This is a genomic window from Enterobacter sp. DNB-S2, assembly GCF_019443845.1.
GTDB classification, from domain to species: Bacteria; Pseudomonadota; Gammaproteobacteria; order Enterobacterales; family Enterobacteriaceae; genus Enterobacter; species Enterobacter asburiae_B.
This window is the reverse complement of sequence record NZ_CP050520.1, coordinates 2,685,427-2,711,992: the sequence shown is the minus strand read 5'-3', so window position 1 is coordinate 2,711,992 and position 26,566 is coordinate 2,685,427. Positions and strand designations below refer to the sequence as shown.

Below are 26,566 nucleotides of genomic sequence, written 5' to 3'. Positions count from 1 at the left end.
ATCGACAACTCCTGCGGTACGAGCGCGGGGCAGTTGTCAGCGACGGCAAAAAGATCGGCATCCGCCGGAAGTGGTCGATTGGGCAAGACAGTACATCCCACTAAATTTTGCCCCAACCTTCCCCGCGCAACTGGTGTATTGTTTTTAGACAATTCATTCCTCTAAAGGACACCTGCGCAATGATCACCATCCTCGGCAAAACCACCTCCATCAACGTTCGTAAAGTGCTCTGGACCTGCGAAGAAGCAGGCCTCGAATATCTACAGGAAGATTACGGCAGCGGTTTTGCCTCAACGGAAACGGATGCCTTCCGCGCGCTGAACCCCAACGCCATGGTGCCGGTGCTGATCGATGACGATTTCGTTCTGTGGGAGTCCAACGCCATCTGCCGATACCTGGCGCGCAAGGCCGGACGTCACGATCTGCTGCCCGCAGAACCGCAGGCCTGCGCCAACGTTGAGCGCTGGATGGACTGGCAGGCAACCGAATTTAACAACGCCTGGCGCTATGTCTTCCCGGCGCTGGGGCGTAAAAACCCGGACTTTAACGATCCAGAACGTATTGCGGCGGGAATAAAAGAGTGGAACCACTGCATCACCATTCTGGAAATCCAGCTGCAGCGCACCGGGGCCTTTGCGGCGGGCGAGACGTTTACCCTTGCGGATGTCGTGCTTGGGCTGTCGGTGAATCGCTGGAAAATGACGCCCTTTGATAAGCCCGACGTGCCCGCGATCGAGGCCTGGTTTGAACGCCTTAACCAGCGACCGGCGTTTTTGCGTCACGGAAATAACGGCATGATTTAAAGTATTCTCGACTCCATTTTGAGTAAGGATATTTTAATTAATTACTAAACCCTGAAAGTCGTCAGAGGGAATAATAATTAAGCCATATCCTGGACAGCCCGTTGCGCCGCTTTGCTAGCCTGAATATTCAGGCAAAGCTCAATCTGGAGGTATTCTTGCTGATTAGACTCAAGAAAGAACGAACGCATAAGGAGGATCGCCGGCTTGCTCTCTGGCTGGCGACCTCGGCAGGTTTGCTGAATGCCATCGCTCTCGGGGCATTTGGTTTTTTCCCCTCACACATGACCGGCAACACCTCCCAGTTATCCAGCGAAGTCTCTTCCACCGATCTGAGCGATATGATTTTCTTCGGCTCGATTATTCTCTCTTTTGTCGCAGGCGCCATTGTTGCGCGCATGATTGTGATATGGGGAATTATCCATAACGTCAGGCTGGTTTTTTGCCAGATCCTGTTTGTCGAAGGGTTATTACTGACCGGCGTCTCCTTCTACGAGATGTATTTTCATGCCCTCACCAGCAACCGCGTGATTATTCTTTTTCTGTGCGGACTAATGGGCATTCATAACTCCACCTCCACGCAGCTTTCCGGCGGACGGGTGAGATCGACGCACATTACCGGCACGCTGACGGACGCGGGGATATCCCTGGCCTCGGTACTGATGGCGATGCTGCGCAGGGATTACTCCAAAGATACGGCGGCGCAAAAAAGCCAGCTAACAACCCACTTAACCACCCTTTTCTCGTTTATTTCGGGCGGCATCGCGGGGCTGCTGCTGTTCAGATGGATCGGGTTTAACGCCATGCTGGCGCTCGGGTTGATGCTAGCCGTGGTCGCTATCGTTTCAATTATCACCGTCTCGATGCGGGTTCGACGGGTTCGTGCCTCTCTCTGAAGTTAATGACCGATATCCGGCGTATGAGCTCTTTAGATGTGACACCGTCACATCTAAAAATTCGCTTTAGGACTATTCTGCCTGACCCTCAATCAGCCCTTATGCCATAAGGCTTAACCCAAGGTTGTCACTGTTTTCATAGGGTTACTGATTTTACCCCTTCGCTGGAACCCTTCCCAAACGCTTGCTATAGGTGAAATACCCCTGCCGAAACATGGCATAACAACAGGCAACCGGTGGTTGCTATAACGCATGCGCACAGGGAGACACACCGCAATGCACCCATTACTCAAACGTTCGCTGCTGTTTGTCGGCGCTATTATCGTGGTCCTCGCCCTCCTCGTCTGGGGTATCGGGATGGAGACGATTAAGGCGCGCCAGGTTGACCTGGTTTATCTCGGGCAACAGCACATGATTCTGGTTTTCTCATCGATGTTTTTTGCCCTGCTGGTCGGTATTCCAGCCGGCATTCTGCTGAGCCGCCCGGCCGCGCGGGGTATCGCCGAATATGTGATGCAAATTTTTAACGTCGGCAACACGCTCCCGCCGCTGGCCGTACTGGCGCTGGCGATGGTGGTGATTGGCATCGGCGATACGCCCGCCATCATCGCCCTGTTCCTCGCCTCGCTGCTGCCGATCGTGCGCAATACCTACGCCGGGCTGTGCTCGGTACCGCCGTCGCTGCTGGAAGCGGCAAACGGCATCGGGATGACCAAATGGCAGCGTCTGCGTCAGGTTGAACTGCCAGCCGCCTGGCCGGTCATGCTCTCGGGGATCCGCATCGCCACCGCCATAAACGTCGGTACCGCGCCGCTGGCGTTCCTGATTGGCGCCAGCAGCTACGGCGAGCTGATTTTCCCCGGTATTTACCTGAACGATTTCCCGACCCTGATCCTCGGCGCGGCGGCCACCGCCCTGTTCGCCCTGATCCTCGACACCCTGCTGGCGGCGCTGGGTCGCGTAATGAGTCCCCATCTCGCTCGATAACTATAACAAGGAGCTTTTATGAGACTGTTTTCCGGCCTGACGGCGCTGTGTGCCGCGGCGCTGTTCACCAGCCAGGCGATGGCGGCCCCGCTGATTCTGGCGACCAAGAGCTTTACCGAGCAGCATATTCTCTCGGCGATGACCGTGCAGTACCTGCAAAAGAAAGGTTTTCAGGTCCAGCCGCAAACCAACATTGCCACGGTGATCTCCCGCAACGCGATGATCAACAAGCAGATTGACATGACCTGGGAGTACACCGGCACGTCCTTGATTATCTTTAACCATATCAACAAGCGCATGTCGCCGCAGGAGTCTTACGAGACGGTGAAACGCCTGGACGCAAAGCACGGTCTGGTCTGGCTCAAGCCCGCCGACATGAACAACACCTACGCTTTCGCCATGCAGCGCAAGCGCGCCGAGGCGGAACACATCAACACCATGTCGGAGATGGTGGCGAAGATTGAGCAGATCCGTAAAACCAACCCGGACAAAAACTGGCTGCTGGGATTAGACCTGGAGTTTGCCGGGCGCAGCGACGGCATGAAGCCGCTGCAGGCGGCCTACAAGATGGATCTGGACCGCCCGCAAATCCGTCAGATGGACCCCGGTCTGGTCTATAACGCGGTGCGCGACGGCTTCGTTGACGCCGGTCTGATTTACACCACCGACGGGCGCGTGAAAGGCTTCGACCTCAAGGTGCTGGAAGACGATAAAGGCTTCTTCCCGAGCTACGCGGTGACGCCGGTGGTGCGTAAGGACACGCTGGAGGCGAACCCCGGTCTGGAAGAGGCGCTCAACACCCTCTCGGCGCAGCTCAACAACGACGTTATCACCGAGCTGAATAAGAAGGTGGATATCGACCATCAGTCACCGCAGCAGGTCGCCCGCGATTTCCTGCGTAGCAAACAGCTGCTGTAGGAGGCGCTATGGAGACGATTCACTACATTCTCGACAACTGGGATTACCTCTTAACCCTCACCCTTCAGCACCTGTGGCTGGTGGCGCTGGCCGTAGGTTTAGCCATCATCATCGGCGTACCGCTGGGCATTCTGATTGTCCGCCATAAGTGGCTGGCAACGCCGGTGCTGGGGATTGCCACCATCGTGCTGACCATTCCGTCCATCGCCCTGTTTGGGCTGATGATCCCGCTGTTTTCGCTGATCGGTCAGGGTATTGGCGCCCTGCCCGCGATCACGGCGGTGTTTCTCTACTCGCTGCTGCCGATTGTGCGTAATACCCATACGGCGCTCGACAGCCTGCCGCCGGGCCTGCGCGAAGCCGGGCGCGGCATCGGCATGACCTTCTGGCAGCGGCTGCGCTGGGTTGAAATCCCGATGGCGCTGCCGGTGATTTTCGGCGGGATCCGCACCGCCGTGGTGATGAATATCGGCGTGATGGCGATTGCCGCCGTGATCGGCGCGGGCGGTCTGGGCCTGCTGCTGCTCAACGGCATTGGCGGAAGCGATATTCGCATGTTGATTGCGGGCGCGCTGATGATTTGTCTTTTAGCGATTGTGCTCGACTGGCTGCTGCACCGTCTGCAGGTGGTTCTGACTCCAAAGGGGATTCGATAATGATAAAACTGGAAAACCTCACCAAACAATTTTCACAGAAGCACGGCCAGACCTTTAAGGCCGTCGACAACGTCAACCTGACCGTGCCCGAAGGGGAAATGTGCGTCCTGCTCGGCCCGTCCGGCTGCGGGAAGACCACCACCCTGAAGATGATTAACCGCCTCATTACCCCGAGCAGCGGGACGATCCTGATCAACGGTGAAGACACCAGCGGGATGGACACCGTCACCCTGCGCCGCAACATTGGCTACGTTATCCAGCAGATTGGCCTGTTCCCTAACATGACCATCGAAGAGAACATCACCGTCGTGCCGCGCATGCTGGGCTGGGATAAAGCGCGCTGCAAAACCCGCGCCGAAGAGCTGATGGATATGGTGGCGATGGATCCGCATAAGTTCCTCAACCGCTACCCGCGCGAGATGTCCGGCGGCCAGCAGCAGCGTATCGGCGTGATCCGCGCCCTGGCGGCGGATCCTCCGGTACTGCTGATGGATGAACCCTTCGGCGCGGTGGACCCGATCAACCGCGAGGTGATCCAGAACCAGTTCCTGGAGATGCAGCGCAAGCTGAAAAAAACCGTCATGCTGGTCAGCCACGATATCGACGAAGCCCTGAAGCTCGGCGACCGTATTGCGGTGTTCCGTCAGGGGAAAATCGTGCAGTGCGCCAGCCCGGATGAGCTGCTGGCGAAACCGGCGAACGAGTTTGTCGGCTCGTTTGTCGGTCAGGACCGGACGCTGAAGCGTCTGCTGCTGGTATCGGCGGGCGACGTCACCGACCAGCAGCCGACCATTACGGTGCGGGGCTCTACTCCGCTTCCCGAAGCCTTTGCGACCATGGATGATAACGACATTCGGGCCGTTACGGTGGTTGACGAGCACGGCAAACCGCAGGGCTTTGTGAAGCGTCGCGAAGCGCGTAACGCCAGCGGTACCTGCGCCGACATCCTGCATCCGTTCCGCATGACCGGCAAGGCGGAAGACAACCTGCGCGTGGTGCTTTCACGTCTGTATGAGAGTAATACCAGCTGGATGCCGATCGTGGATGAGGACGGTCGCTACAACGGCGAGATTTCGCAGGACTATATTGCCGAGTACCTGAGCTCCGGGCGTACGCGCCGGGCGCTGAATATTCATAGCGACAGCTAACCTTTCTGGCCGGGCATCGCCCGGCTTTTCGCACGCAGACCTTTTGCTAACCCCGCGATTTCCCGCCACAATATCGTATCGTCCCCGTTAAAACGCGACCCATGCAACGTCTTCATACCTACCCCGACATCCGCGCGATGTTTCGTCGTCTGCTGATTGCCACCGTCACCGGCGTGCTGGCCGCGCTGGCCGTTGCGGTATTCCGCCACAGCATGTACCTGCTGGAGTGGCTGCTTCTCAGCAACGACAGCGGCAGCCTGGTGAATGCGGCCGCGTCGCTCTCGCCCTGGCGACGCGCATTGACGCCAGCGCTGGGTGGGCTGGCTGCCGGACTGCTGCTCTGGGGATGGCAGCGTCTGACCGCGCAGCGGCCTCATGCCCCCACCGATTACATGGAAGCGCTGGAGACCGGAGACGGCCAGTTTGACTACGGCGCCAGCCTTGTGAAATCCCTTGCCTCGCTGCTGGTCGTGGCCAGCGGAAGCGCCATCGGGCGTGAAGGGGCGATGATCCTGCTTGCCGCCCTCGCCGCCTCCCTTTTCGCCCGGCGCTTTACGCCCAAATCCGAATGGAAATTATGGATAGCCTGCGGTGCCGCCGCCGGGATGGCCAGCGCCTATCACGCGCCCTTAGCCGGAAGCCTGTTCATCGCGGAAATTCTGTTTGGCACGCTGATGCTGGCCTCGCTCGGCCCCGTGGTTATCGCGGCGGTGGTGGCGCTTCTTACGACGCAGCTCCTGGCACCGGGCGCGGGTACGCTCTACGCGGTCCATCTGAGCGGCCTCCTTACCGCGGCCGATTATGCTCTTCTCGTCGCGATGGGGCTGGTGGCGGGCCTCTGCGGACCGCTGCTGATGTGGCTGATGGATGTCAGCCACGGGCTTTTCCTGCGCCTCAAGCTTTCGCCGCCGTGGCAATTAGCGCTAGGCGGTGCGATCGTCGGGCTGCTGTCTCTTCTCACGCCGAAGGTGTGGGGGAATGGCTACAGCGTGGTTCAGGCTTTTCTGCTCGCCCCGCCGCTGCTGTCGGTCATTGCCGGGGTGTTTGTTTGTAAACTGCTGGCGGTACTGGCGAGCAGCGGATCGGGCGCGCCCGGAGGGGTGTTTACGCCCACGCTGTTTGTCGGTATGGCAACAGGAATGCTGTTCGCGCAGCTTTTCGCGCTGTGGCTGCCGGGCTCTGAGACGGCGATTTTGCTGGGTCTGGCGGGGATGGCAACGCTACTTGCCGCGACCACGCATGCGCCCATTATGTCAGCGCTGATGGTCTGTGAAATGACCGGGCAGTATTTTTTACTGCCCGGCCTGCTGGTCGCCTGCGTGGTGGCGTCCGTGCTGTCGCGGACGTTACGCCACGACTCGGTCTACGGTCAACACGCCACCGAGGGCAGAGAGATCGATGTACTGCGCTAGCTCGCGCTGCTCGGCGCGGGGCAGATAAGGCAGTTCACCCACCAGCGGCCCGGGCAGCTTTTTGCTCAGCACGTCGATGATCTCGGCGTAGTGCGCCAGGCCCGGGTTGATGCGGTTTGCTACCCAGCCAATCAGCGGCAGGCCGTCATTGGCGATCGCCTGCGCCGTCAGCAGCGCGTGGTTGATGCACCCTTCCTGGATACCCACCACCATTACCACCGGAAGCTGTTCCTGTACGACCCATTCAGACAGCGGGCGCAAATCATTCATCAGGCTGCGCCAGCCGCCCGTCCCTTCCACCACCACGTGGTCAACCTTCTCGCTCAGGTTCGCCAGGCCGTCGGACAACAGGGGATAATTAATCAGGCCGCTGTGCGCTACGCTGCTCTCCTCTTCGCTTAACGCAATGGGATTGACCGCGTGATAAGGCAGTTCCAGCGACGAGACGCTTTGCAGCACCAGGGCGTCTTTATTACGCAATCCCTCTGGCGTCTCTTTACTGCCTTTTGCGACCGGTTTGTACCCTGCCACGCGTTTACCGCTTGCTGCCAGCGCCTGCAGCAATGCGCGGGATACGACGGTCTTGCCGACAGAGGTATCTGTACCAGTAACAAAGAAACGCTTAAGCATGACTCACTCCACCTCTTGGGTATGCTTCGAAAATATAAACCAGGTAAATAATTCAGTGGAGGAAGTCTACGGGATGCGTGCGCTACCCGGCTTGAGATAGCGCAATTTTTCTTACATCTGCGGAAAAGAGTTAACCCTGCAGCAGGCGGATCAACAGCGAGCCGTTATACATGGCATCTTTGACCAGCGCCGCGCCGGCCATGGTTCCCTGGTTGGAAAACTGGGTGCTTTCTACCGCAATATTTTTGCTGTAGGCGGGAAGCGACTGCTGATGGATGCAGGCCGAAATCGCCGGGAAGAGGATCTCCGCCGCCTGGCTCAGCGGTGAGCCAATAAGGATTTTTTGCGGGTTGAAGAGGTTCACCATAATGGCCAGAATGCGGCCAACGTTATTCCCCACGCCGGTAATAATGTCCTTCGCCAGCAGATCGCCCTGGCGCGCGGCGGCGCAGAGGGAATCCACCGTCAGGGGTTGTCCGTGCAGCGAGGAGCTCATGGACTGGCTGAGCCGGACCTGCGCAAGCTCCAGCACGCTTTCCACGCTGGCAATGGTCTCCAGACAGCCGTGGTTTCCGCAGTAGCAGCGCTTGCCGTACGGGTCGACCTGGGTATGACCGATTTCCACCAGGCTACTGCTCCCGGCGTGGAGAAGACGTCCGTCGGTAATCACGCCCGCCCCAACGTTATGGTCGATGACCACCTGAATCACATCCCGCGCGCCGCGCGACGCGCCAAACAGCGCTTCCGCCATTGTCCAGGCGCTGATGTCATGCTGGATATAGACCGGTACGCCGGTATGGTTTTTCAGCACCTCGCCCAGCGGCATCTCTTTGACATCGTCGTAAAACGGCATGCGGTGAACAATCCCGTTTTCGGTATCAATAATGCCCGGCATGGTGATGGCAATCGCCGTTAAGCGTTCAAGCCGCTGCTGATGGCGGATAAAGAAGTGATCGATATGCGAGACAATCGCGTCGAGGAGCGGTTCCTCCGCGTTGAGCGGCAGTTCAAGCCGGTCTTCCACCACCAGCTTGCTGCTCAGGTCGCGCAGCGCAAGGAAGATCTCCCCCCGGCTGATGCGCAGTGACAGGTAGTGCCAGGCTTCCGTTTCAACCACCAGCCCGACAGCAGGACGACCGCGGCTGCCCGGCTCCTGAATTTCCGTCTCCTGAACCAGGTGCGCTTCCAGCATCTCGCGGACAATCTTGGTGATACTGGCAGGTGCCAGTTGTGCCAGGCGCGAAAGATCGATACGCGAAACCGGACCAAGCTGATCAATCAGGCGATACACCGCGCCAGCGTTGGTCTGCTTAATCTGATCGATATGCCCTGGCTGACTATCAGCAACCACCTCGTACTCCCTTATTTTCGAGCTTCGAAATAAACTGTTTGCTATGGTGAAGCACTTGCATGGCCGTCGTCAAATATTTACTTAGCCATGTGATTTACCGCACATTTTTACCCTCTTTTGCGTGAAAATGCCGCCCGGCAGAGGCGCTCATTAGCTGCTGTTTGAAGCGCTGTGCGGCGTGGCTCTGTTCACGGTGTTTTGACCACACCAGCCACATTTCGGAAACGGCATCCTCTTCGGCGATGGTCACCCAGCGCATTTCGCGCAGCTGCACCCGCTTAAAGGAGGCCGGAAGAATAGACACGCCCAGACCGGCCGCGACCAGGCCGATAATGGTCATCGCTTCCCCTACTTCCTGGGTGATGACCGGGGCAAGATCGTAGCGGCGCATCAACCCCAGGATATCGTCATACAGGCCCGTCCCGACCTGCGGGTCAAAAAAGACAAACGGCTCTTTTGCCAGCTCTGCCAGCGAAACCGACGGACGCGACGCCAGCGGGTGATCGTGCGGGATCATAGCCATCAGCGGTTCGCGCAGGATCACCTCCCACGCCAGCGTGTCCGGCAGCTGGGTGTTACGCATCAGCCCCAGATCCAGCGCTCCCTCATTCAGCGGTGCAATCTGCTCGCGGGTGTTGATTTCGCGCGTCTGAATGTGAACATCCGGAAAGTGGCGACGAAATGACGATAGGGTCTCCGAGACGGCGCTGATAAACGGCGCGGACGAGGTAAACCCGATCCGAAGCTCTCCGGCTTCCCCGAGATAGAGCCGCTCTGCACGGGCGGCGGCGTCATCAACCATGCTCAGAATTTGTCGGCTGTCGATCAGGAACTGTTTACCCGCCGCCGTCAGGCTCACGCTGCGGTTGGTGCGGGCCAGAAGGCGCGCCCCGACCTGCTGCTCCAGGATTTGAATCTGCTGGCTTAACGGTGGCTGAGAGATATTCAGGCGTGCCGCCGCGCGGCCAAAATGCAGCTCCTCGGCGACGGCGACAAAGTAGCGAAGATGACGCAGCTCGATATTCATATTTTTAAAGTATCATTTGAGATTATTAATATATTAGACAGAATATTTACATTTTCCTACCCTGAACAGGTGGTCATACCCGTCACCAGAAATCACGGGGATGTTTAAGCAAGGAAACAGTGTGAGCCGTACAACGACTATTGATATCGATCCGGCCAGCGATATCAATGATTTACCCGCAGCACCGCAGCCGGTCCAGTTCATTAAACGTGGTACCCCCCAATTTATGCGCGTCACGCTGGCGCTCTTTTCCGCCGGTCTGGCGACCTTCGCCCTGCTCTATTGCGTTCAGCCGATCCTGCCCGTTCTCTCACATGAGTTTGGCGTATCGCCTGCCAGCAGCAGCGTTTCGCTCTCTGTTTCTACCGGCATGCTGGCGATTGGCCTGCTCTTTACCGGGCCGCTGTCCGACGCCATTGGCCGTAAACCGGTGATGGTAACCGCGCTGATGCTGGCGTCGGTCTGTACGTTACTCTCGACCATGATGACCAGCTGGCACGGTATTCTGGTGATGCGCGCGCTGATTGGGCTCTCGCTCAGCGGCGTGGCGGCGGTCGGGATGACCTACCTCAGCGAGGAGATCCACCCGAGCTTTGTTGCTTTCTCTATGGGGCTTTACATCAGCGGGAACTCGATTGGCGGAATGAGCGGCCGCCTGCTGAGCGGGGTCTTTACGGATTTCTTTAACTGGCGTATTGCGCTGGCGGTCATCGGGTGTTTTGCGCTGGCATCAGCGCTGATGTTCTGGAAAATTCTGCCGGAATCGCGTCATTTCCGCCCGACATCGCTGCGCCCGAAAACGCTGTTTATCAACTTCCGCCTGCACTGGCGCGACAAAGGTTTGCCGCGACTGTTTCTGATGGGATTCCTGCTGATGGGCGCCTTCGTCACGCTGTTTAACTATATTGGCTACCGCCTGATGCTCTCCCCGTGGCATCTGAATCAGGCCGTTGTCGGTTTGCTTTCTGTGGCCTATCTCACCGGCACGTGGAGCTCGCCGAAAGCCGGGGCGATGACCGCACGCTATGGACGCGGGCCGGTACTGCTGGTCTTCACGGGCGTGATGTTACTCGGCCTGCTGCTGACGCTATTATCCTCGCTGTGGTTCATCTTTACCGGGATGCTGCTCTTCTCCGCCGGGTTCTTCGCCGCCCACTCGGTCGCCAGCAGCTGGATTGGCCCGCGCGCGCGTCGCGCCAAAGGACAGGCATCATCGCTGTATCTGTTTAGCTATTACCTGGGCTCCAGCATCGCCGGGACCCTCGGCGGCGTGTTCTGGCATAACTACGGCTGGAACGGCGTGGGCGGGTTTATCGCGCTGATGCTGTGCGCGGCGCTGCTGGTGGGGAGAAGCCTGCATCAGCGTTTGAAATAAACAAACGCTATCCCCCGCATATCAGCTAATGTACGGGGGAGCGTTTCTCATGTTAGCTAAACTTAATTCAGTATTAAGTAAAACGAATTCTTTATAACCATTTTGTGCATTCAGCTCTCTTCCCTCTCTCTGTAAGCTCATCGACTTCATCGTATGAAAAGAGGGATTTTAAAATGGCCATACCAGGCAATATGTGGTTGTTCGATGGCGGTGGTGCGCTTATCAAAGGCGGTTGTGATGTGCAGCACAGGGAATACAGCATTGAGTTCAAAGGATTTCACCACAATCTTTCGACGCCAACCGATAACCTGACGGGTAAACCTACGGGTAAACGCATCCACTCCCCAATGATGATCGTAAAGGAATTTGATTACTCATCACCCTATCTCTACAAAGCGGTCGCGACAGGTCAGGCTCTGCAAAAAGCCGAACTTAAATTCTACAAGATTAATGACGCAGGTCTTGAAGCGGAGTATTTCAATATTCTTCTGGAAGGCGTGCGGATTGTTTCAGTATCACCTGCAATGGCTGCGCCGGGCGACAATAATAACAACCACCTCGAAACGGTTGAATTGCGCTATGAGAAAATTACGTGGAAACATAACGACGGCAATATCATTTTCTCTGACGCATGGAATGAACGGGCGACAGCGTAACTGGGGTACTGGTATGGATACTACGGAAGAGATTAACGGAACCTATTTCTACAGAGGTCATTCAGACGTCACTCCGGGCGAGTTACTTGAGATCATTTTTCTTGAGGAGTTTTGTATGGAGCTGGGGATAGATGCCGTTTCAGGCGCGGCTATTTTAGGCGGACAACCGTGGCTAACTACTCGGGCAAAACCTGAAGGCGCTACCCTGGGGACAAGCGTTGTTTCAAAGTACGCCCGAATAATTTTACGGGACGCTCGTCTTCCTTTCGGGATTAAAATTCCCACTCCCGTGGGAGTCAGGATGCAGCCAACTAACAAACTCGCAGCGGTAATTGGTCGCTATATCCCCTGGCTTGGATGGGCCTCACTTGCACTGACTCTTCATCGAGTTTCAACGCGTACACGAGAGAAATACAATTTGATCGTACGACCAAAAGACCGCATAGCGTGGACATCTTTCTAATGAGCATCGTAGACGACGTGTTATTTATGTTTCGGGATGAAATTCCTGGTTATCTGGATAACGACTGGAAAGAAGTTCCTCTGGAACTGGATTCTGATTTATTCGATTCACCGGGCGATGACCTACACGATGCATTAACCCGATACGAGAAAGAGTTCAACGTCGATTTGTCTGGTGTGGATTGGTCTCGCTATTTTCCCTGGCAGAATACGCCCTTGTTAAAGCGCTGGTTCAGGTTAAAGCGGGAAGAAATTGAGGCAACCCGCATACCGTTGACCGTAAGAATGTTTGCAGAGTCGGCAAAAGCAGGAAAGTGGCTCTACGACTGACTAATAAGGGGCTTCGCGCCCCTTGCATCAAAAGTGCACTAATCCTCCATAATTCGCGGTACACTTCCTCAATACTCCCAAAACGATAAGGAAGAACAAGAATGGAAAAATCATCGGCTTATCAGGCACTCACCCGCACCTTCCAGCGTCTCTCCCGCTTCTCCCACCTCTCCTCCATCGCCAGCTGGGATATGTTCACGATGATGCCGCCGGGCGGCAGCGCCGCGCGCGGTGAAGCACTCGCGGAGATGAGCGTCCTGCAACATCAGATCCTGACCGATAAAAAAGTCGGCGACCTGTTAGCGGCGGCGGCAGGTGAAGATCTTAATGATGTCGAACAGGCCAACCTGCGCGAAATGACGCGCCACTACCAGCAGGCCACTCTGCTGCCGGAATCGCTGGTGGAAGCCAAATCCCTGGCGGGCAGCAAGTGTGAACACGCCTGGCGTACTCAGCGCCCCGCTAACGACTGGCAGGGTTTTTCCGCCAACCTGAAAGAGGTGGTCAAACTCAGCCGCGAAGAGGCTCGCCTGCGGGCCGAAGCCAAAGGCTGTACGCCGTACGACGCGCTGCTGGACATTTTTGAACCCGACATGACCAGCGCGCGTCTGGACGTTCTGTTCGGCGATATGAAGTCCTGGCTCCCGGACCTGCTGGCAAACGTGGTCGAAAAACAGGCTCAACGGTCGTTTATTCCGCCGCAAGGCCCCTTCCCGACGGCAACACAGCGTGAACTGGGCCTGGAAGCCATGAAGATGCTCGGCTTCGATTTTAACGGCGGTCGCCTGGACGTGAGCGCGCACCCGTTCTGCGGCGGCGTCCCGGAAGACGTGCGCATCACCACGCGCTATGACGAAGATGAGCTGCTCAGCGCGCTGTTTGGCGTGATCCACGAAACCGGACACGCCCGCTACGAACAAAACCTGCCGCGCGCGTGGGCAGGACAGCCGATTGCCCTGGCGCGCTCAACCGCGATCCATGAGTCACAGAGCCTGTTCTTTGAAATGCAGCTGGGGCGCAGTGAAGCCTTCCTCAGGCATCTTCTCCCTGCGGTACACGCCCGCTTTGGCAGCCAGGCGGCGTTCAGCGAAGAGAACTTTATTGCCTGGAACCAGCGCGTAAAACCAGGCTACATCCGCGTCGATGCGGACGAAGTGAGCTACCCGGCACACGTGGTGCTGCGCTATGAGATTGAGCGTGCGCTGATCAACGGCGAGATCGAGGTGGACGATATTCCCGCCCTGTGGGACGAGAAAATGCAGGCCTGGCTCGGATTATCTACCAAAGACAACTACCGCAACGGCTGTATGCAGGACATCCACTGGACCGATGGCGGTTTTGGTTACTTCCCGTCATACACGCTTGGCGCTATGTACGCCGCGCAGCTGTTCCATGCCGCCCGAACCGCACTGCCGGGTCTGCAGGCCTCCATCGCTGAAGGCGATTTTTCCGCACTCTTTGAGTGGCTGCGTCAGAACATCTGGCAGCACGGCAGCCGTTTCAGCACGTCGCAATTAATCACCCAGGCGACGGGTGAAGATCTGAATATCCGTTACTTCCGCGAACATCTGACCTCCCGTTATCTTTAATCCCTCTGCCGGAGCCTGCTCCGGCACTCTTCTCACCCTTTTCAATAAGAATATGATTTAGCACATGTTGTCATGATTGCGTCGGGTGTATGAATGCGTGTCCTTCCGACACAATTAGACTGCCATCAGGTCAGGATTAAAAAAATAAAGGGATGAATGATGAAAGGCATAATGAAAACGATGTTAGCCATTCTGTGTGCGACCAGTTTAAGTACTTTCGCAGCCACGGATAATACCCCGCAAGACGCGTTCAACGATATTACCCGCTCTCTTGCAGACCTCCAGCCCATCACGTTTCAGGCTCCTGCTGAAAAATATAAGCTGCTGGTGTTTATTGATAACCAGTGCATTTACTGCAGCAACGTAGTGAAAAGCGTTAAGCAATATACGGATGCCGGTTTGACGATGTCGTTTCTGACCGTTGCCCCCAACGCCATTCGCGACTCGGTAATTGAAGATATGGGGCGCGTCTGGTGTTCAACCGATAAGGTCAAAAGCCTGCAACAAGCGATGGCAGGATTTTTACCGGATAACGACACCACCACAGCCTGCTCCGATCTGATCGCGCGGCAATCTGCCCTGGCAGAACGTTTGGGTATTAGCATCACCCCGGTAATGGTGGTGATCGAGCCTGAATCACGGACGATTATAGGCAGTCAGTCTCCGGCGGCTATTCTGGCCACACTGAACAAATAACAGAGGCCCGTACGAGCAGCGGCGTTTGGCCTGTTCGTACACTTTCCTCCCCTCTGTACATTCCGTTACACGCCGATACCAATCACTCACGGAAACCTCGAATTTACAGGGATATAGTTATTTCAACGGCCCCGCAGTGGGGTTAAATGAAAAACCAAATTCGAGGGTATGAGAATGAATAAAGTATTAGCTCTGGTTGTTGCCGCTGCTATGGGTCTGTCTTCTGCTGCATTTGCTGCTGACACTACCGCAACTGCTGCACCGGCTGCGGCGCCTGCTGCAACCACCACCGCTGCGCCAGCAAAAGCGGTTCACCATAAGAAACATCACAAAGCTGCAGTGAAAAAAGAAGCCGCTGCGCCAGCAACCGCAGCACCAACCGAGCAGAAAGCTCAGGCTGCCAAAAAGCACCACAAGAAAGCCGCTAAACCGGCTGTAGAACAGAAAGCGCAGGCTGCTAAAAAGCACCACAAAAAAGCCGCTAAACCGGCTGTAGAGCAGAAAGCTCAGGCTGCTAAAAAGCACCACAAAAAAGCGACCAAACCGGCTGTAGAACAGAAAGCTCAGGCTGCTAAAAAGCATCACAAAAAAGCAGTAAAACACGAAGCTGCTAAACCAGCTGCACAGCCAGCTGCGTAAGAGTACAAGCTTAACCGTGCCCTTCGGGGCACGTTGGTAAACCGGCGCTGAACCGGAACAGGTTCCGCGCCGTTTTTTTATTTCCGGAGGGCGTATGCTGCGACGCTATCGGTTTGAGCTGATTCTTATCCTGCTTATTTTATGCGCGCTCATCGCCAGCCATTTTTATCTTTCCTGATTGTAGCACGCTGATTTTACTCCCACTTTAGCGCTGTCCCGTCTATAGTATTTTCATAGGGTTCACTTTTAATAATCATAATTACCCCCACCAGAGTGTGATATGCGTAAATCTGTTGTGTTGTTACTGGGAACGTTTGGTGTTTTTTCTGGATTCTCACATGCGGATGATGGCGGTGATGACACCATTAGCGCGAAAGAGCTAAAGACGCTTTTTTTCGGTCATGACGATCGTACGCGCGTCGCCGATCCCACCCAGACCCCCTGGGATGCTATAGGTCAACTGGAAACCGCCAGTGGTAACTTATGCACCGCGACGCTGATCACCCCGCAGCTTGCCCTGACGGCAGGCCACTGCCTGTTAACGCCGCCAAACGGCAAGCCGGATAAAGCGGTTGCCTTGCGGTTTGTGTCGCAAAAAGGGACCTGGCGCTATGAAATCCACGGCATTGAAGGACGGGTCGATCCGTCTCTCGGCAAACGCCTGAAGCCGGATGGCGACGGCTGGATAGTGCCACCGGCGGCCGCCTCATGGGACTTTGGCCTGATCGTTTTACGCTACCCGCCTTCGGGCATTACGCCGCTGCCGTTATTTGACGGCGACAAGGCCGCCCTCACCGCCGCGCTGAAAGCCGCCGACCGAAAGGTGACGCAGTCAGGCTATCCTGTCGATCATCTGGATACGCTTTATACGCACAGCGACTGTATTGTGACGGGCTGGGCGCAAACCAGCGTACTCTCGCATCAGTGCGATACGTTGCCGGGTGACAGTGGTTCGCCGCTGATGCTGAAAACCGACAATGGCTGGCAGTTGATTGGTGTCCAGAGCTCTGCCCCGGCGGCAAAAGACCGGTGGCGCGCCGATAACCGCGCCTTGTCCGTTACCGGTTTCCGCGACCAGCTGGAAGCGCTGGCGCAGCAGTAAATCAGCAGCGTCTGACCTTACGTAACGCTTTGATTGACTCAATTGGCATCGGCTGGCTGAACCAAAAACCCTGCAGTTGATCGCAGCCAGCCAGCCGCAGCAGTTTCATTTGCTTCTCGGTTTCCACCCCTTCTGCCACCACCGCCATGCCCAGCGCATTGGCGATCCGCACCGTACCGCTCACCAGCGCGGCCGCCTGTTCATCGTTATCCACCAGCCCGGCCAGGGATTTATCGATCTTGATGGTGTCGAAGTTAAAACGCCGCAAATAGCCAATGCTGGAATAGCCGGTGCCAAAGTCATCCAGCGCCACCGCCGTACCCAGCGCTTTAAGATTCGCTATCGCCATGCGGGCACGCTCCGGATTTTCCAGTACATACGACTCCGTAACCTCAAGCTGCAGCCGGTTGGCCGGGAAACGGGTGCTCTCCAGCACGCTGGCCACTTTTTCTTCGAAGGCAGGATCGCGAAATTGCGCGGGGGAGATATTCACGGAGAGCTTTAATTCACCGTACGGCTGCAGATCCTCACATGCTCGCTGCAATACGAACTGACCCAGCTTGTAAATCAGACCGCTGGTCTCCGCAATGGCGATAAAGGTATCCGGACCCAGCGGCCCCTCCGGGCGACGTGGCCAGCGGACCAGCGCTTCGACGCTGCTCATTGTCTGACTGCGGGCGTCAACGATCGGCTGATACCAGACCTCAAACTCATCGCGCTCCAGACCGCTGCGGATCTGATTTTCAATCGCCAGCTTGCGTTCCCGGACGCTGTTCAGCTCCGCGTCGTAGTGGGTAATACGCCCTTTCCCGCTCATTTTGGCGTGATACATGGCAATATCGGCACGGCGAAACAGTTCGGAACTGTTGCATTCCTTCAGAGTTCCGCTGGCGATGCCGATGCTGGCACCGATATGGATGGTGCGTTCCCCCAGCTGAACCGGGGTGGTGAGAAAATCCAGCACGGAAACGGCAAAGGCGGTAGCCTGCGCCTCTGCATCATCTCCGCCGATGGTCATGGCAAACTCATCCCCGCCCATGCGCGCCAGCATCCCGCCCGGCGGCACGCGTTCATTCAGCGTTTTCGCTATCGCCACGATGAGGTCGTCCCCCACGCTGTGGCCGTAGATGTCATTCACATCTTTAAAACCGTCCAGATCGATAAACACCACGCTTTTGACGTCGGTATCGCCGCGTAAACGCACCCGATCAAGCGTTTCTATAAGCGCGCGTCGGTTCGGCAGATGGCTTAGCCAGTCCGTTCTTGCAACCAGACGCGCCTGGCTTTCGCCGCGCGCGAGTTTGTACAGCCCCACGCTACTCACCAGAATGAAGAGCAGAATCAGCCCCGACACCAGCACCACAATCTGCCTGATATCAGACGATGCCGCCCGGGCGGCCTGTGCGCCCGGGAGCCGCGCCTGCCAGTTCAGATATCCGACTAACTCCCCTGCCGCACTGTGCAGCGGCATACTGTGATCGTTGATTTTGCCTGGGGTAAAATGGAGGTTATCGATCTGAAAGGTGCCGCCCAGGTCGGATAATATTCTGGCGTTCAGATGGCGGGTAATCACCAGATAGCGGCGCGTTCCGTCGTGGACCTGTAAGCTGCCGACCATCGGGCGAATCAGCCCAATGCCGACAAAGGCCACGCCGTTGCGCGTCTGGCTGATCCCCGCATAGATATTTTTTTCGCCCGCAAGCTCGCGCCCGTGCTGGTCGATAAGCGCTTTGAGGCCTTTACCAAAGAAGTCGAGGTTTTTTTCGTTAAAGGGCCGGCTTTGAAACGATCCCCAGAGGACGTTGAAATGCTCATCCAGCACGAAGGTGCCGTCATAGAGGTTATTGATTTTAAAGCCAGTACCCCAGGTGTTGTACAACCAGTCGGTATCGAGCGTGGGACGGTAGGCCTCCCGCACCGCATCGTCCCAGACGGCGTTATCAAGCACCAGAGAGGAGACGCGGTTAACCGATGTCTGAATAGACCCCTGCACGGAAAGCGCCGTGCGGTGTTCATCAATTTCGTTGGTTTTGGTGCTGATAAGATGCAGGGATAGATAGAGCAGTGCGACGATGGAGATGATTAAGCCGATGCCCGCCATGAAGACCAGGGCAAACAACGTTCTCGCATTGGGAATATTGCGCCAGCTTAATGTGCGATACATCAGCCATCCTCTTCATGTTTTGCTTTTCTAAGCGTAATACAGGCAGCGAATTTCGCTGCCTGTAAATCATGGCGAGAGGTCTGTCAGGCGAGTTTTATCATGATCATGCCGGCAAGCAGCAAGATGAGCCCCATCCAGCCCTTGTTGTTTAAGCGCTGGCCGAAGAGTACCCAGCCAGCGGCCAGGGTAGCGGCGATACCAAAACCGCCCCACAGCGCATAGGCCACCGAAAGATCGATCCCTTTTACCGCCTGGGACAGCGCGCTGAACGCCCCCAGAACCGCGGCAATCGACATCAGGCCGTAGAGTTTACGGCGAAAACCATCCGAGAATTTCAGCAGAACGTTCGCCAGGATCTCCAGCACGATGGCGAGCCCCAGCCATGCCGCATGAACCCACTCAAACTGTTGCATGGTTCTGCTCCTTCTGCTGTTTGCCAGGCTTACGGGTACCCGATTTAATCAGCACAATACCCGCAACCAGCGTCGTTAATCCGGCGACCTTCATTGTTGTTAATGTTTCGTCAAATATCAGCACGCTGAACAGCGTAATCAACAAAATACCGATCCCTTCCCACAGTGCATACGCGACGCCCAGCGCAATTTTTTTCACCGCAAACGAGAGGAAAATATAAGAAAGTGAAATCATCACCAGCATCAAAATAAAACCGGTGTTGCCATCGCTGACGCTTGCCCATTTCATAGACAGCGTGCCGGTAATTTCAGCGATGATAGCCAGCGCTAATAGGATCCAGTAAAACATGTTTTTCTCCTGCTTGAGAATATAATCCATCGTGGCTCGCTGCGTGCAGCAAACCAAAAAAATACGAATTGAAATCAGATAGCTAAGCGCTTAGCGCCAGCTCAGGCAGAAGACGTGACTATAGTGCGGTGCGCCAGTGTTGCTCACCAGAAAGCAGGCAGAAAGAAGTGGAGTAGACAGCGGTATTGTTTGAAGAGTACGTCCTGAACATATTGTCCATAAAATTACAATTATCCGCGTTGTTGCTTCTCGTCTTTGCGGATGAAAATTGTCCTCAGTAGTTAAACACACCAGATTTGTACCATAAGCCAGGATTTTACTCAAAGTCTTTGCAATTCTTTACCCATACCGTTTGATTTTGGTTAGTTTATTGCAACGCCTTTCACCTTTATTATAAATATAAAGAAAAATTCGGAGTCACCATGGCTAAACCCATTATTACCCTGAACGGGTTAAAAATTGTCATCATGCTGGGCATGCTGGTGATCATACTGACGGGCGTTCGTTTTGCCGCCGACATTATTGTGCCTTTTATTCTGGCCCTTTTTATCGCGGTGATCCTTAACCCGCTGGTGCAGCGCATGACGCGGCTACGCATCCCGCGCGTGCTGGCGATTACGCTGCTTATCAGCATCATCATTGTAGCGATGGTCTTGCTGGTGGCGTATCTGGGGACCTCGCTCAATGAACTGGCGCGAACGCTGCCGAAGTACCGCTCTTCGCTGGCGATACCGCTGCTGCAGCTGGAACCCTGGCTGCAGCGCGCGGGCATCGAAGTCTCGGTTGAGGAACTCCTGAAATATATCGACCCCAACGCGGCCATGACGATCGTCACCAGCCTGCTGGCGCAGCTTTCCAATGCCATGACCTCCATTTTCCTGCTGTTTTTAACGGTGGTGTTTATGCTGCTGGAGGTGCCGCAGCTGCCGGCAAAGCTGCAGCAGATGATGGTCCGTCCGGTTGAAGGAATGGGAGCGATTCAACGCGCGCTGGACAGCGTCTCCCGCTATCTGGTGCTGAAAACGGCGATTAGCCTGGTCACGGGCGGTGTTGTCTGGGGAATGCTTCTTGCGCTGGACGTTCGCTTTGCGTTTGTCTGGGGGTTACTGGCGTTTGCGCTTAACTACATTCCCAACATCGGCTCCGTGCTGGCGGCGATCCCCCCTATCCTTCAGGTGCTGGTTTTCAGCGGGCTTTATGACGCGCTGATCCTGCTGGCCGGCTATCTGGTCATCAACCTGGTCTTCGGTAATATTCTTGAGCCACGCATGATGGGTCGGGGGCTGGGACTCTCCACGCTGGTGGTCTTTTTGTCCCTGATTTTCTGGGGCTGGCTTCTCGGGCCCGTTGGGATGCTGCTCTCCGTCCCGCTGACCATTATCGTCAAGATTGGTCTGGAACAGACGGCGGGCGGGCAAACTATCGCCGTGCTGCTGAGCGATATGAGCCATAAATAGCGCTGACAGGAGGGACGTATTGCCCCTCCTGTCTTCGCGATAAGCGCCCGGATAGTTACAGATTGAGAATCACGCCACGCGCTATCCCTGCGTGCCAACTACTCGCGCCAGCCCATTGCCGGTGCGACGTGTTTGAGAATGGATTCAATCACGTGCGCATTGTAATCCACACCGAGCTGGTTCGGCACGGTCAGTAATAACGTATCGGCTTCGGCAATCGCGTCGTCCTTTTTCAGCTGTTCGATCAGCTTGTCCGGCTCCGCCGCATAGCTGCGCCCGAAGATGGCGCGCGTTTTCTCATCAAGGTAGCCCACGCTATCGCTGTCGTTGCGGCTGGCACCGAAATACATCCGGTCGCGGTCGTCCATTAGCGCAAAAATGCTGCGGCTGACCGACACCCGCGGCTGGCGCGTATGCCCTGCCTCTTTCCAGGCCTGACGGTACGCGCGGATCTGTTTTGCCTGCTGAATATGGAACGGCTCGCCGGTCTCATCGTCCTTCAGGGTTGAACTTTGCAGGTTCATTCCCAGCTTTGCGGCCCATACGGCCGTCGCATTGGAACCGGCGCCCCACCAGATACGCTCGCGTAGCCCTTCAGAATACGGCTCCAGACGCAGCAGCCCCGGCGGATTCGGGAACATAGGCTGCGGATTGGGTTTGGCAAACCCTTCACCGCGCAGCACCTCAAGCAGCACCTCGGTATGACGGCGCGCCATATCCGATTCGTTTTCCCCTTCCTGCGGGACATAGCCGAAATGGCGCCAGCCATCAATGACCTGCTCCGGCGAACCGCGGCTGATGCCAAGCTGCAAACGACCGCCGGAAATCAGATCCGCCGCGCCCGCGTCTTCGGCCATGTACATCGGGTTTTCATAGCGCATGTCAATTACGCCGGTACCGATTTCGATGGTTTTCGTTTTTGCGCCAATGGCCGCCAGCAGAGGGAATGGCGAGCTAAGCTGTCGGGCAAAGTGGTGCACGCGGAAATAGGCGCCGTCTGCCCCCAGCTCTTCAGCCGCCACGGCTAAATCAATGGACTGCAGCAGCGTGTCTGCCGCCGAGCGCGTGCCGGACTGCGGTGAAGGCGTCCAGTGACCAAAGGATAAAAACCCGATCTTTTTCATAACCATGTGTCCTGAGAATGCTTTGCGTCCTATACACTTTACGCATTACCCGGTAAGAATAAATGCCGTTTATTTAACGGAAAGCATCAAATAAATTGACTGAATTTTTTTCAGGTCCGTCAGGTAAAAAATGGCTGGTTATCGGTTTGATTTAACGTTACTACTCTATGTCAGGATTTTTACACCGGACAGAAAATGAAGAGACGCTATGTTGTTGCGGATGTTTTTACTGACACCCCGTTTCAGGGTAACCCTGTCGCCGTCGTACTCGATGCGGAGGGTATGAGCAAAGCACAAATGCAGCAGGTCGCCGTTGAATTTGGCTACAGCGAAACCACGTTCGTTCTGCCGCCAGACAATCCCTCCAGTACGGCACGCGTGCGAATTTTTACGCCCTCGCGCGAGATCCCCTTCGCCGGGCACCCGAATGTTGGAACTGCGTACGTGCTGGCCTATCACGCCGCGATGAATCATCAGCCCCTGCCTGAAACGCTGCACTTCGAGGAAATAGCCGGTCTGGTGCCAGTACGCCTGCTGCGTGACAACGATACCGTGACTGGCGCAGAACTCCTGGTGCCTGAGGCACTCTCCTGCCGCTCTGAAGTAAGCCCGGAAAGCGTGGCTGCCTGCTTATCCCTGAACGCAGAAGATATCCGTACCGCGGTACATATGCCTGTTGTCGCGTCGGTAGGTCTGCCCTTCCTGATAGCCGAGCTGGCTTCTCGCGAGGCGCTTCGTCGGTGCGTGCCGAATTTACAGGGTTTTCGCGCAACGTTACCGCTGGATGGCGCGGTTTCCCTCTATGCCTATACCCTGGATACGGATCCCGATGAACCTCACGATATGCAGGCCCGCATGTTTACTCCCCGCATGACAGAAGATCCTGCAACAGGTAGCGCGACCGCCGCTACAACGGCGCTGCTGGCGTTGCACCGCAATAAAACGACGCTTAACCTTAACGTCAGTCAGGGCGTTGATATGGGGCGAGCAAGCGTGCTGTTCGCGGGATACGATGCCTCGTCAGGAAAGGCGGTGGTTCGCGTAGGGGGAAAATGTGTGATTACGCTTGAAGGCGCATTTTCACTCTAACGGAGCAATGGCGTTTACCTTTACGGCACCCGATGGGCTATATTGGCACACTATTTTTATCACAGGTAAAACCGGCAATGGCTTTGATCCCCAAAAACTACGCGCGGCTGGAAAGCGGCTATCGCGAAAAAGCATTAAAAATCTATCCCTGGGTCTGCGGACGCTGCTCGCGCGAGTTTGTCTATTCCAATCTGCGTGAACTCACGGTTCATCATATCGATCACGACCATACCAACAACCCGGAAGATGGCAGCAACTGGGAGCTGTTGTGCCTGTTTTGCCACGATCACGAACATTCGAAATACACCGAAGCGGATCAGTACGGCACCACCGTGGTCGCCGGGGAAGACGCGCAAAAAGACGTGGGCGTCGCCACGTTTAACCCGTTTGCCGATTTAAAAGCGATGATGGATAAGAAGAAATAATCCTCTCGTCCCCTCGTGCTTCTCGAATTTAAAATGTCCAGGTGATAGCGGCGGTTGCAGCTCCCTCATTGCGCCGCATCACGATCGGGCTGTTATTCGCACGATCGCCCAGCCAGCTATAGTCCGCGCTCAGCACCGTTCCCCAGTGGGCATCGAACTGATGGCTCCAGGTCAGGCTGGTGTCGACGCCATAGAATCCACCCGGCGCAGCATAGCGGCGATAGCCGGTGCGGCGGCTCTGCTGCTCGCTGACCCCATACCAGGTATTCAGATAACGGCTGTCGCCAAACAGGGCCGCAGACTGAAAGGCGACCGTGTCCTGATTATTTTGTACCGGGATTAGCGTAACGGAAGCCTGATAGCTTGCCCCCTGGCTGTCCGTTAACGGCAGCGTCGCTTTGCCTTCCATACTCAGCCATGGCGCGGCCTGCCAGCCGACGGCAAGGCCGGTATTCAGGGTGGCATCAATGTCCCCCATCCCTTTCAGATTGTTTGCGCCCTCACGCCAGCCAGAATTTTTATCAGCCCTTCCGAAGTCGTAGCCCAGCGTGTGTTCAAAATACCAGCCGCTGTCGTTTTGCAGGTCATATCCCACCCCTTTTTGCGCATCAATAAAGAAAGCGCCTTTACGACCCTGCAGCACCGGAACCACCTGCCACACCTGCTTGTCTGAGCCTGAGTAACGTGGGGCATACTGTCCCCCCAGCCCGACGGTTAAGGAATCGGACACGGAGCCATCATCCGCCTGCGCGCCGGAAGCCACGGCCATCAGAAGCGGGACGGACATATACAGGACTTTTTTTATCGCTATCATACTGCTCTCCATATGGACGCTGGCGCCTCCTGATACGGGGGCGGCCACACAACGTTGGCGCAGTATGATTTGGCTGAATCAATGAATCGTCGGGATAGTGTTAAGAAATGGTCAAGGTGAACGGATGTTGTCCAGAAGAGTGCTGATTATTGAAGATGACGCCGATGCGGCCGGCGTGCTCGAGGCCTATTTACGGCGGGAAAATTACGACGTGACCATTACCGGAGACGGTCATTCCGGACTGGATTTGGCGCAGCGGTGGAAGCCCGACCTCATCCTGCTGGACGTGATGCTGCCGGGGCTTAACGGCACCGAGGTGCTGGCTGGCCTGCGTCGTAAAAGCGATGTGCCGGTGATCATGGTCACGGCCATGGGGGATACTCCGGACCGCATTGGTGCCCTGCGGTACGGTGCGGATGATTACGTTGTGAAGCCTTATCATCCGGGGGAAGTGGTGGCTCGGGTGCAGGCGGTGCTGCGGCGCAGCAGTAAAAAAGAGACGGACGAAGCGATCCTTCGCTGGCAAACGCTCGAGGTGGACGTGGCCGCCATTGTGGCGAGCGTGGATAACGGCGGCGACGCGCCCGTGATGCTCGATCTTACGCCAACGGAATTCTCGCTTCTGGCAACGCTGCTGCGTTCTCCGGCGCACCCGTTCTCCCGCCAGTATTTACTGGAGCACTGTTTGCCGGAAAGCGAGGCGCTGGAGCGCGTGGTGGACACCCATATTTATAACCTGCGTAAAAAACTCGAAGCGGCGGGGATCTCAGGCGTACTGATCAACGTTCGCGGCGTGGGTTACAGGTTCAGACAGCCATGATTAAAAATCAGCACTCCTCTCTGTGGCGCTGGATTTGCGCGCGCATCCTGGCGCTGGCTATCGGCAGCGTGATCGTCATTGCCACCTGCATGTGGCTGCGCTATGCGGTTCAGAACTACTGGATAATGGGCAAAATGCCAGCGGCGGTCCGCCAGGAGTTTCTGACGCTCAGCCAGAACCCGCAGGCCAATCCGGCCCGCTTCCACTCGATTGTGGACACCTGGTGGGGCCTGAGCTATTCCACGCCGTCTATCGCCTCAGCCGACTGGGCCACGGTGGCCCTGCTGGTGCTGGTGATGATCCCGTTTATCGTGGTGATGGGGCTCAAACACGCCCGGCCGCTGGCGCTGCAGTTCAGCCGCCTTCGCGATGCGGCAAAGGATGTCGCCGACGGGGAGTTTGGCCGCCAGGCGGAACTTATCAAGGATGCGCCGGCTGAAATGGTCAGCTTTGCGACCGACTTTAACTCCATGACGGGACAGCTCGCCCGCTATGAAAAAGAGCTCCGCGCCTCGCACGTTGCGATGGCGCACGAGCTGCGCTCGCCCCTGACGGCCGCCATTGGGCGTCTGCAGGGCATGTTAGACGGCGTGTTTGACGCCAGCCCGGCGCAGCTCGGCATGGTGATGAAACAGCTCCAGCACCTCAACCGCCTCACCGATGAGCTTCACCTTCTCTCGCTCGCCGACGCGGGTAACCTCGTGCTGGAGGACCAGCCGTTTTGTCTGGATGAGCTGATTCAGGAGCGGGCTGCCTGGATCATGCCCCAGGCTGACGCGCATCATTTCCGGATAACGCTTCGCAACCCGCGCACCAGCCCCTTCAGAGGCGATGCGTTCCGTCTTGGACAGGTCGTTACCATCCTCATGGAAAATGCGCTACGTTACGGACGCGAGGGCGGCCATCTCGAGGTGGCGCTGCACTACGCCAGCGGGCATTACATCCTCGAATTCACCGATGACGGGCCGGGGGTCTCGCCCCAGTTTTTACCGGAAATGTTTAAACGCTTTAGCCGCGAGGAGCAGTCCCGCGCGCGGCATTCCGGCGGCAGCGGCCTCGGTTTGTCCATCGCCCGGGCGATTTGCGAGGCGCATGGGGGTGAGATTAGCGCGTCATTACCGGAAACCGGCGGCCTCGCCGTGCGCATTTTATTGCCCTGGCATCCGTCCGGTAATGAAAATCTTCACTCTTGATAAAGCCTTGACAGAACATCGAATATTTCTCGACGTAGCGCGCA

28 protein-coding genes are annotated in these 26,566 nt (G+C 56.5%); 20 read left to right on the top strand and 8 right to left on the bottom strand.

Annotation, left to right across the window (positions count from 1 at the left end; genetic code table 11):
- Positions 1–179 precede the first annotated feature (179 nt).
- The 7 genes from HB664_RS12935 to clcB all read left to right on the top strand — a co-directional run bounded on the left by HB664_RS12935 (position 180) and on the right by clcB (position 6,817).
- Positions 180–803, top strand: coding sequence for a glutathione S-transferase family protein (locus HB664_RS12935; RefSeq protein ID WP_219939565.1), 624 nt, complete (start codon positions 180–182; stop codon positions 801–803).
- Between the two features lie 155 nt (positions 804–958).
- Positions 959–1,696, top strand: coding sequence for a YoaK family protein (locus HB664_RS12930; RefSeq protein ID WP_219939564.1), 738 nt, complete (start codon positions 959–961; stop codon positions 1,694–1,696).
- Positions 1,697–1,972: 276 nt separating this feature from the next.
- Positions 1,973–2,683, top strand: coding sequence for an osmoprotectant ABC transporter permease OsmY (gene osmY, locus HB664_RS12925; RefSeq protein WP_047061706.1), 711 nt, complete (start codon positions 1,973–1,975; stop codon positions 2,681–2,683).
- 18 nt (positions 2,684–2,701) lie between these two features.
- Positions 2,702–3,601, top strand: coding sequence for an osmoprotectant ABC transporter substrate-binding protein OsmX (gene osmX / locus HB664_RS12920; protein ID WP_023327329.1), 900 nt, complete (start codon positions 2,702–2,704; stop codon positions 3,599–3,601).
- 8 nt (positions 3,602–3,609) lie between these two features.
- A complete protein-coding gene (osmW, locus tag HB664_RS12915) occupies positions 3,610–4,257 on the top strand; it encodes an osmoprotectant ABC transporter permease OsmW (RefSeq protein ID WP_006808875.1) in 648 nt (215 codons plus the stop codon).
- On the top strand, positions 4,257–5,405 hold the full coding sequence (gene osmV / locus HB664_RS12910; protein WP_219939563.1) for an osmoprotectant ABC transporter ATP-binding protein OsmV: 1,149 nt from the start codon (positions 4,257–4,259) through the stop codon (positions 5,403–5,405). The genes osmW and osmV overlap by 1 nt, the downstream gene beginning before the upstream one ends.
- Positions 5,406–5,506: 101 nt before the next feature.
- Complete coding sequence (clcB, locus tag HB664_RS12905) at positions 5,507–6,817, top strand: voltage-gated ClC-type chloride channel ClcB (RefSeq protein ID WP_219939562.1); 1,311 nt, start codon at positions 5,507–5,509, stop codon at positions 6,815–6,817.
- Here the strand turns inward: clcB and bioD are convergent.
- The 3 genes from bioD to HB664_RS12890 form a co-directional block, all read right to left on the bottom strand.
- A complete protein-coding gene (bioD, locus tag HB664_RS12900) occupies positions 6,752–7,447 on the bottom strand; it encodes a dethiobiotin synthase (RefSeq protein WP_023311511.1) in 696 nt (231 codons plus the stop codon). The two genes, clcB and bioD, sit on opposite strands and share 66 nt — an antisense overlap.
- 130 nt (positions 7,448–7,577) lie before the next feature.
- Positions 7,578–8,798, bottom strand: a complete 1,221-nt coding sequence (gene mlc, locus HB664_RS12895) for a sugar metabolism global transcriptional regulator Mlc (RefSeq protein WP_023311510.1) — start codon at positions 8,796–8,798, stop codon at positions 7,578–7,580.
- Positions 8,799–8,892: 94 nt separating this feature from the next.
- Entirely contained in the window at positions 8,893–9,825 is a 933-nt protein-coding gene (locus tag HB664_RS12890; RefSeq protein ID WP_087822472.1) for a LysR family transcriptional regulator, read from the bottom strand.
- 121 nt (positions 9,826–9,946) lie between these two features.
- Here HB664_RS12890 and HB664_RS12885 point away from each other — a divergent pair, with 121 nt between their 5' ends.
- The 8 genes from HB664_RS12885 to HB664_RS12850 all read left to right on the top strand — a co-directional run bounded on the left by HB664_RS12885 (position 9,947) and on the right by HB664_RS12850 (position 16,674).
- Complete coding sequence (locus HB664_RS12885; RefSeq protein WP_219939561.1) at positions 9,947–11,200, top strand: MFS transporter; 1,254 nt, start codon at positions 9,947–9,949, stop codon at positions 11,198–11,200.
- Positions 11,201–11,373: 173 nt separating this feature from the next.
- Entirely contained in the window at positions 11,374–11,856 is a 483-nt protein-coding gene (locus HB664_RS12880; protein ID WP_219939560.1) for a type VI secretion system tube protein TssD, read from the top strand.
- 13 nt (positions 11,857–11,869) lie between these two features.
- On the top strand, positions 11,870–12,319 hold the full coding sequence (locus HB664_RS12875; protein WP_219939559.1) for an STM2901 family protein: 450 nt from the start codon (positions 11,870–11,872) through the stop codon (positions 12,317–12,319).
- Positions 12,319–12,648 carry a DUF1493 family protein gene (locus HB664_RS12870; protein WP_087822471.1) on the top strand — a complete coding sequence of 110 codons (330 nt, stop codon included), beginning with the start codon at positions 12,319–12,321 and terminating at the stop codon, positions 12,646–12,648. Before HB664_RS12875 ends, HB664_RS12870 begins: the two co-directional genes overlap by 1 nt.
- A gap of 101 nt (positions 12,649–12,749) precedes the next feature.
- Positions 12,750–14,237, top strand: a complete 1,488-nt coding sequence (locus tag HB664_RS12865) for a carboxypeptidase M32 (protein WP_182071229.1) — start codon at positions 12,750–12,752, stop codon at positions 14,235–14,237.
- Positions 14,238–14,408: 171 nt separating this feature from the next.
- Positions 14,409–14,933: a thioredoxin fold domain-containing protein gene (locus HB664_RS12860; RefSeq protein WP_232960369.1), complete on the top strand. Its 525-nt coding sequence runs from the start codon at positions 14,409–14,411 to the stop codon at positions 14,931–14,933.
- Positions 14,934–15,107: 174 nt separating this feature from the next.
- A complete protein-coding gene (gene asr, locus HB664_RS12855; RefSeq protein ID WP_069302731.1) occupies positions 15,108–15,572 on the top strand; it encodes an acid resistance repetitive basic protein Asr in 465 nt (154 codons plus the stop codon).
- A gap of 280 nt (positions 15,573–15,852) precedes the next feature.
- Positions 15,853–16,674, top strand: a complete 822-nt coding sequence (locus HB664_RS12850; RefSeq protein WP_219939558.1) for a serine protease — start codon at positions 15,853–15,855, stop codon at positions 16,672–16,674.
- A gap of 1 nt (position 16,675) precedes the next feature.
- Here the strand turns inward: HB664_RS12850 and HB664_RS12845 are convergent, their stop codons facing one another.
- From HB664_RS12845 to mdtJ, 3 genes are all read right to left on the bottom strand, one after another.
- A complete protein-coding gene (locus tag HB664_RS12845; protein ID WP_219939557.1) occupies positions 16,676–18,838 on the bottom strand; it encodes a bifunctional diguanylate cyclase/phosphodiesterase in 2,163 nt (720 codons plus the stop codon).
- 83 nt (positions 18,839–18,921) lie between these two features.
- The gene (gene mdtI, locus HB664_RS12840) at positions 18,922–19,251 is read right to left on the bottom strand and encodes a multidrug/spermidine efflux SMR transporter subunit MdtI (RefSeq protein WP_024909144.1); all 330 of its coding nucleotides are present in this window, start codon (positions 19,249–19,251) and stop codon (positions 18,922–18,924) included.
- Complete coding sequence (gene mdtJ / locus HB664_RS12835; RefSeq protein WP_029739354.1) at positions 19,238–19,600, bottom strand: multidrug/spermidine efflux SMR transporter subunit MdtJ; 363 nt, start codon at positions 19,598–19,600, stop codon at positions 19,238–19,240. Before mdtJ ends, mdtI begins: the two co-directional genes overlap by 14 nt.
- A 422-nt stretch (positions 19,601–20,022) precedes the next feature.
- On the opposite strand from mdtJ, the gene HB664_RS12830 reads away from it, so the two are divergent.
- On the top strand, positions 20,023–21,057 hold the full coding sequence (locus HB664_RS12830; RefSeq protein WP_194399080.1) for an AI-2E family transporter: 1,035 nt from the start codon (positions 20,023–20,025) through the stop codon (positions 21,055–21,057).
- Between the two features lie 98 nt (positions 21,058–21,155).
- On the opposite strand, the gene HB664_RS12825 is transcribed toward HB664_RS12830, so the two are convergent.
- Positions 21,156–22,181, bottom strand: coding sequence for an LLM class flavin-dependent oxidoreductase (locus HB664_RS12825; protein WP_048980463.1), 1,026 nt, complete (start codon positions 22,179–22,181; stop codon positions 21,156–21,158).
- A gap of 195 nt (positions 22,182–22,376) precedes the next feature.
- Between HB664_RS12825 and HB664_RS12820 the strand changes: the two genes are divergently transcribed.
- Both HB664_RS12820 and yajD read left to right on the top strand, forming a co-directional pair.
- Complete coding sequence (locus HB664_RS12820; protein ID WP_064672387.1) at positions 22,377–23,270, top strand: PhzF family phenazine biosynthesis protein; 894 nt, start codon at positions 22,377–22,379, stop codon at positions 23,268–23,270.
- Positions 23,271–23,347: 77 nt separating this feature from the next.
- Positions 23,348–23,695: an HNH nuclease YajD gene (yajD, locus tag HB664_RS12815; protein WP_003857471.1), complete on the top strand. Its 348-nt coding sequence runs from the start codon at positions 23,348–23,350 to the stop codon at positions 23,693–23,695.
- Positions 23,696–23,723: 28 nt separating this feature from the next.
- Here yajD and HB664_RS12810 read toward each other — a convergent pair whose 3' ends face one another.
- Positions 23,724–24,509, bottom strand: coding sequence for a MipA/OmpV family protein (locus tag HB664_RS12810; RefSeq protein WP_219939556.1), 786 nt, complete (start codon positions 24,507–24,509; stop codon positions 23,724–23,726).
- Between the two features lie 124 nt (positions 24,510–24,633).
- On the opposite strand from HB664_RS12810, the gene HB664_RS12805 reads away from it, so the two are divergent.
- Both HB664_RS12805 and HB664_RS12800 read left to right on the top strand, forming a co-directional pair.
- The gene (locus HB664_RS12805) at positions 24,634–25,329 is read left to right on the top strand and encodes a response regulator (protein ID WP_219939555.1); all 696 of its coding nucleotides are present in this window, start codon (positions 24,634–24,636) and stop codon (positions 25,327–25,329) included.
- A complete protein-coding gene (locus HB664_RS12800; RefSeq protein ID WP_219939554.1) occupies positions 25,326–26,522 on the top strand; it encodes a cell wall metabolism sensor histidine kinase WalK in 1,197 nt (398 codons plus the stop codon). Before HB664_RS12805 ends, HB664_RS12800 begins: the two co-directional genes overlap by 4 nt.
- Positions 26,523–26,566: the final 44 nt, after the last annotated feature.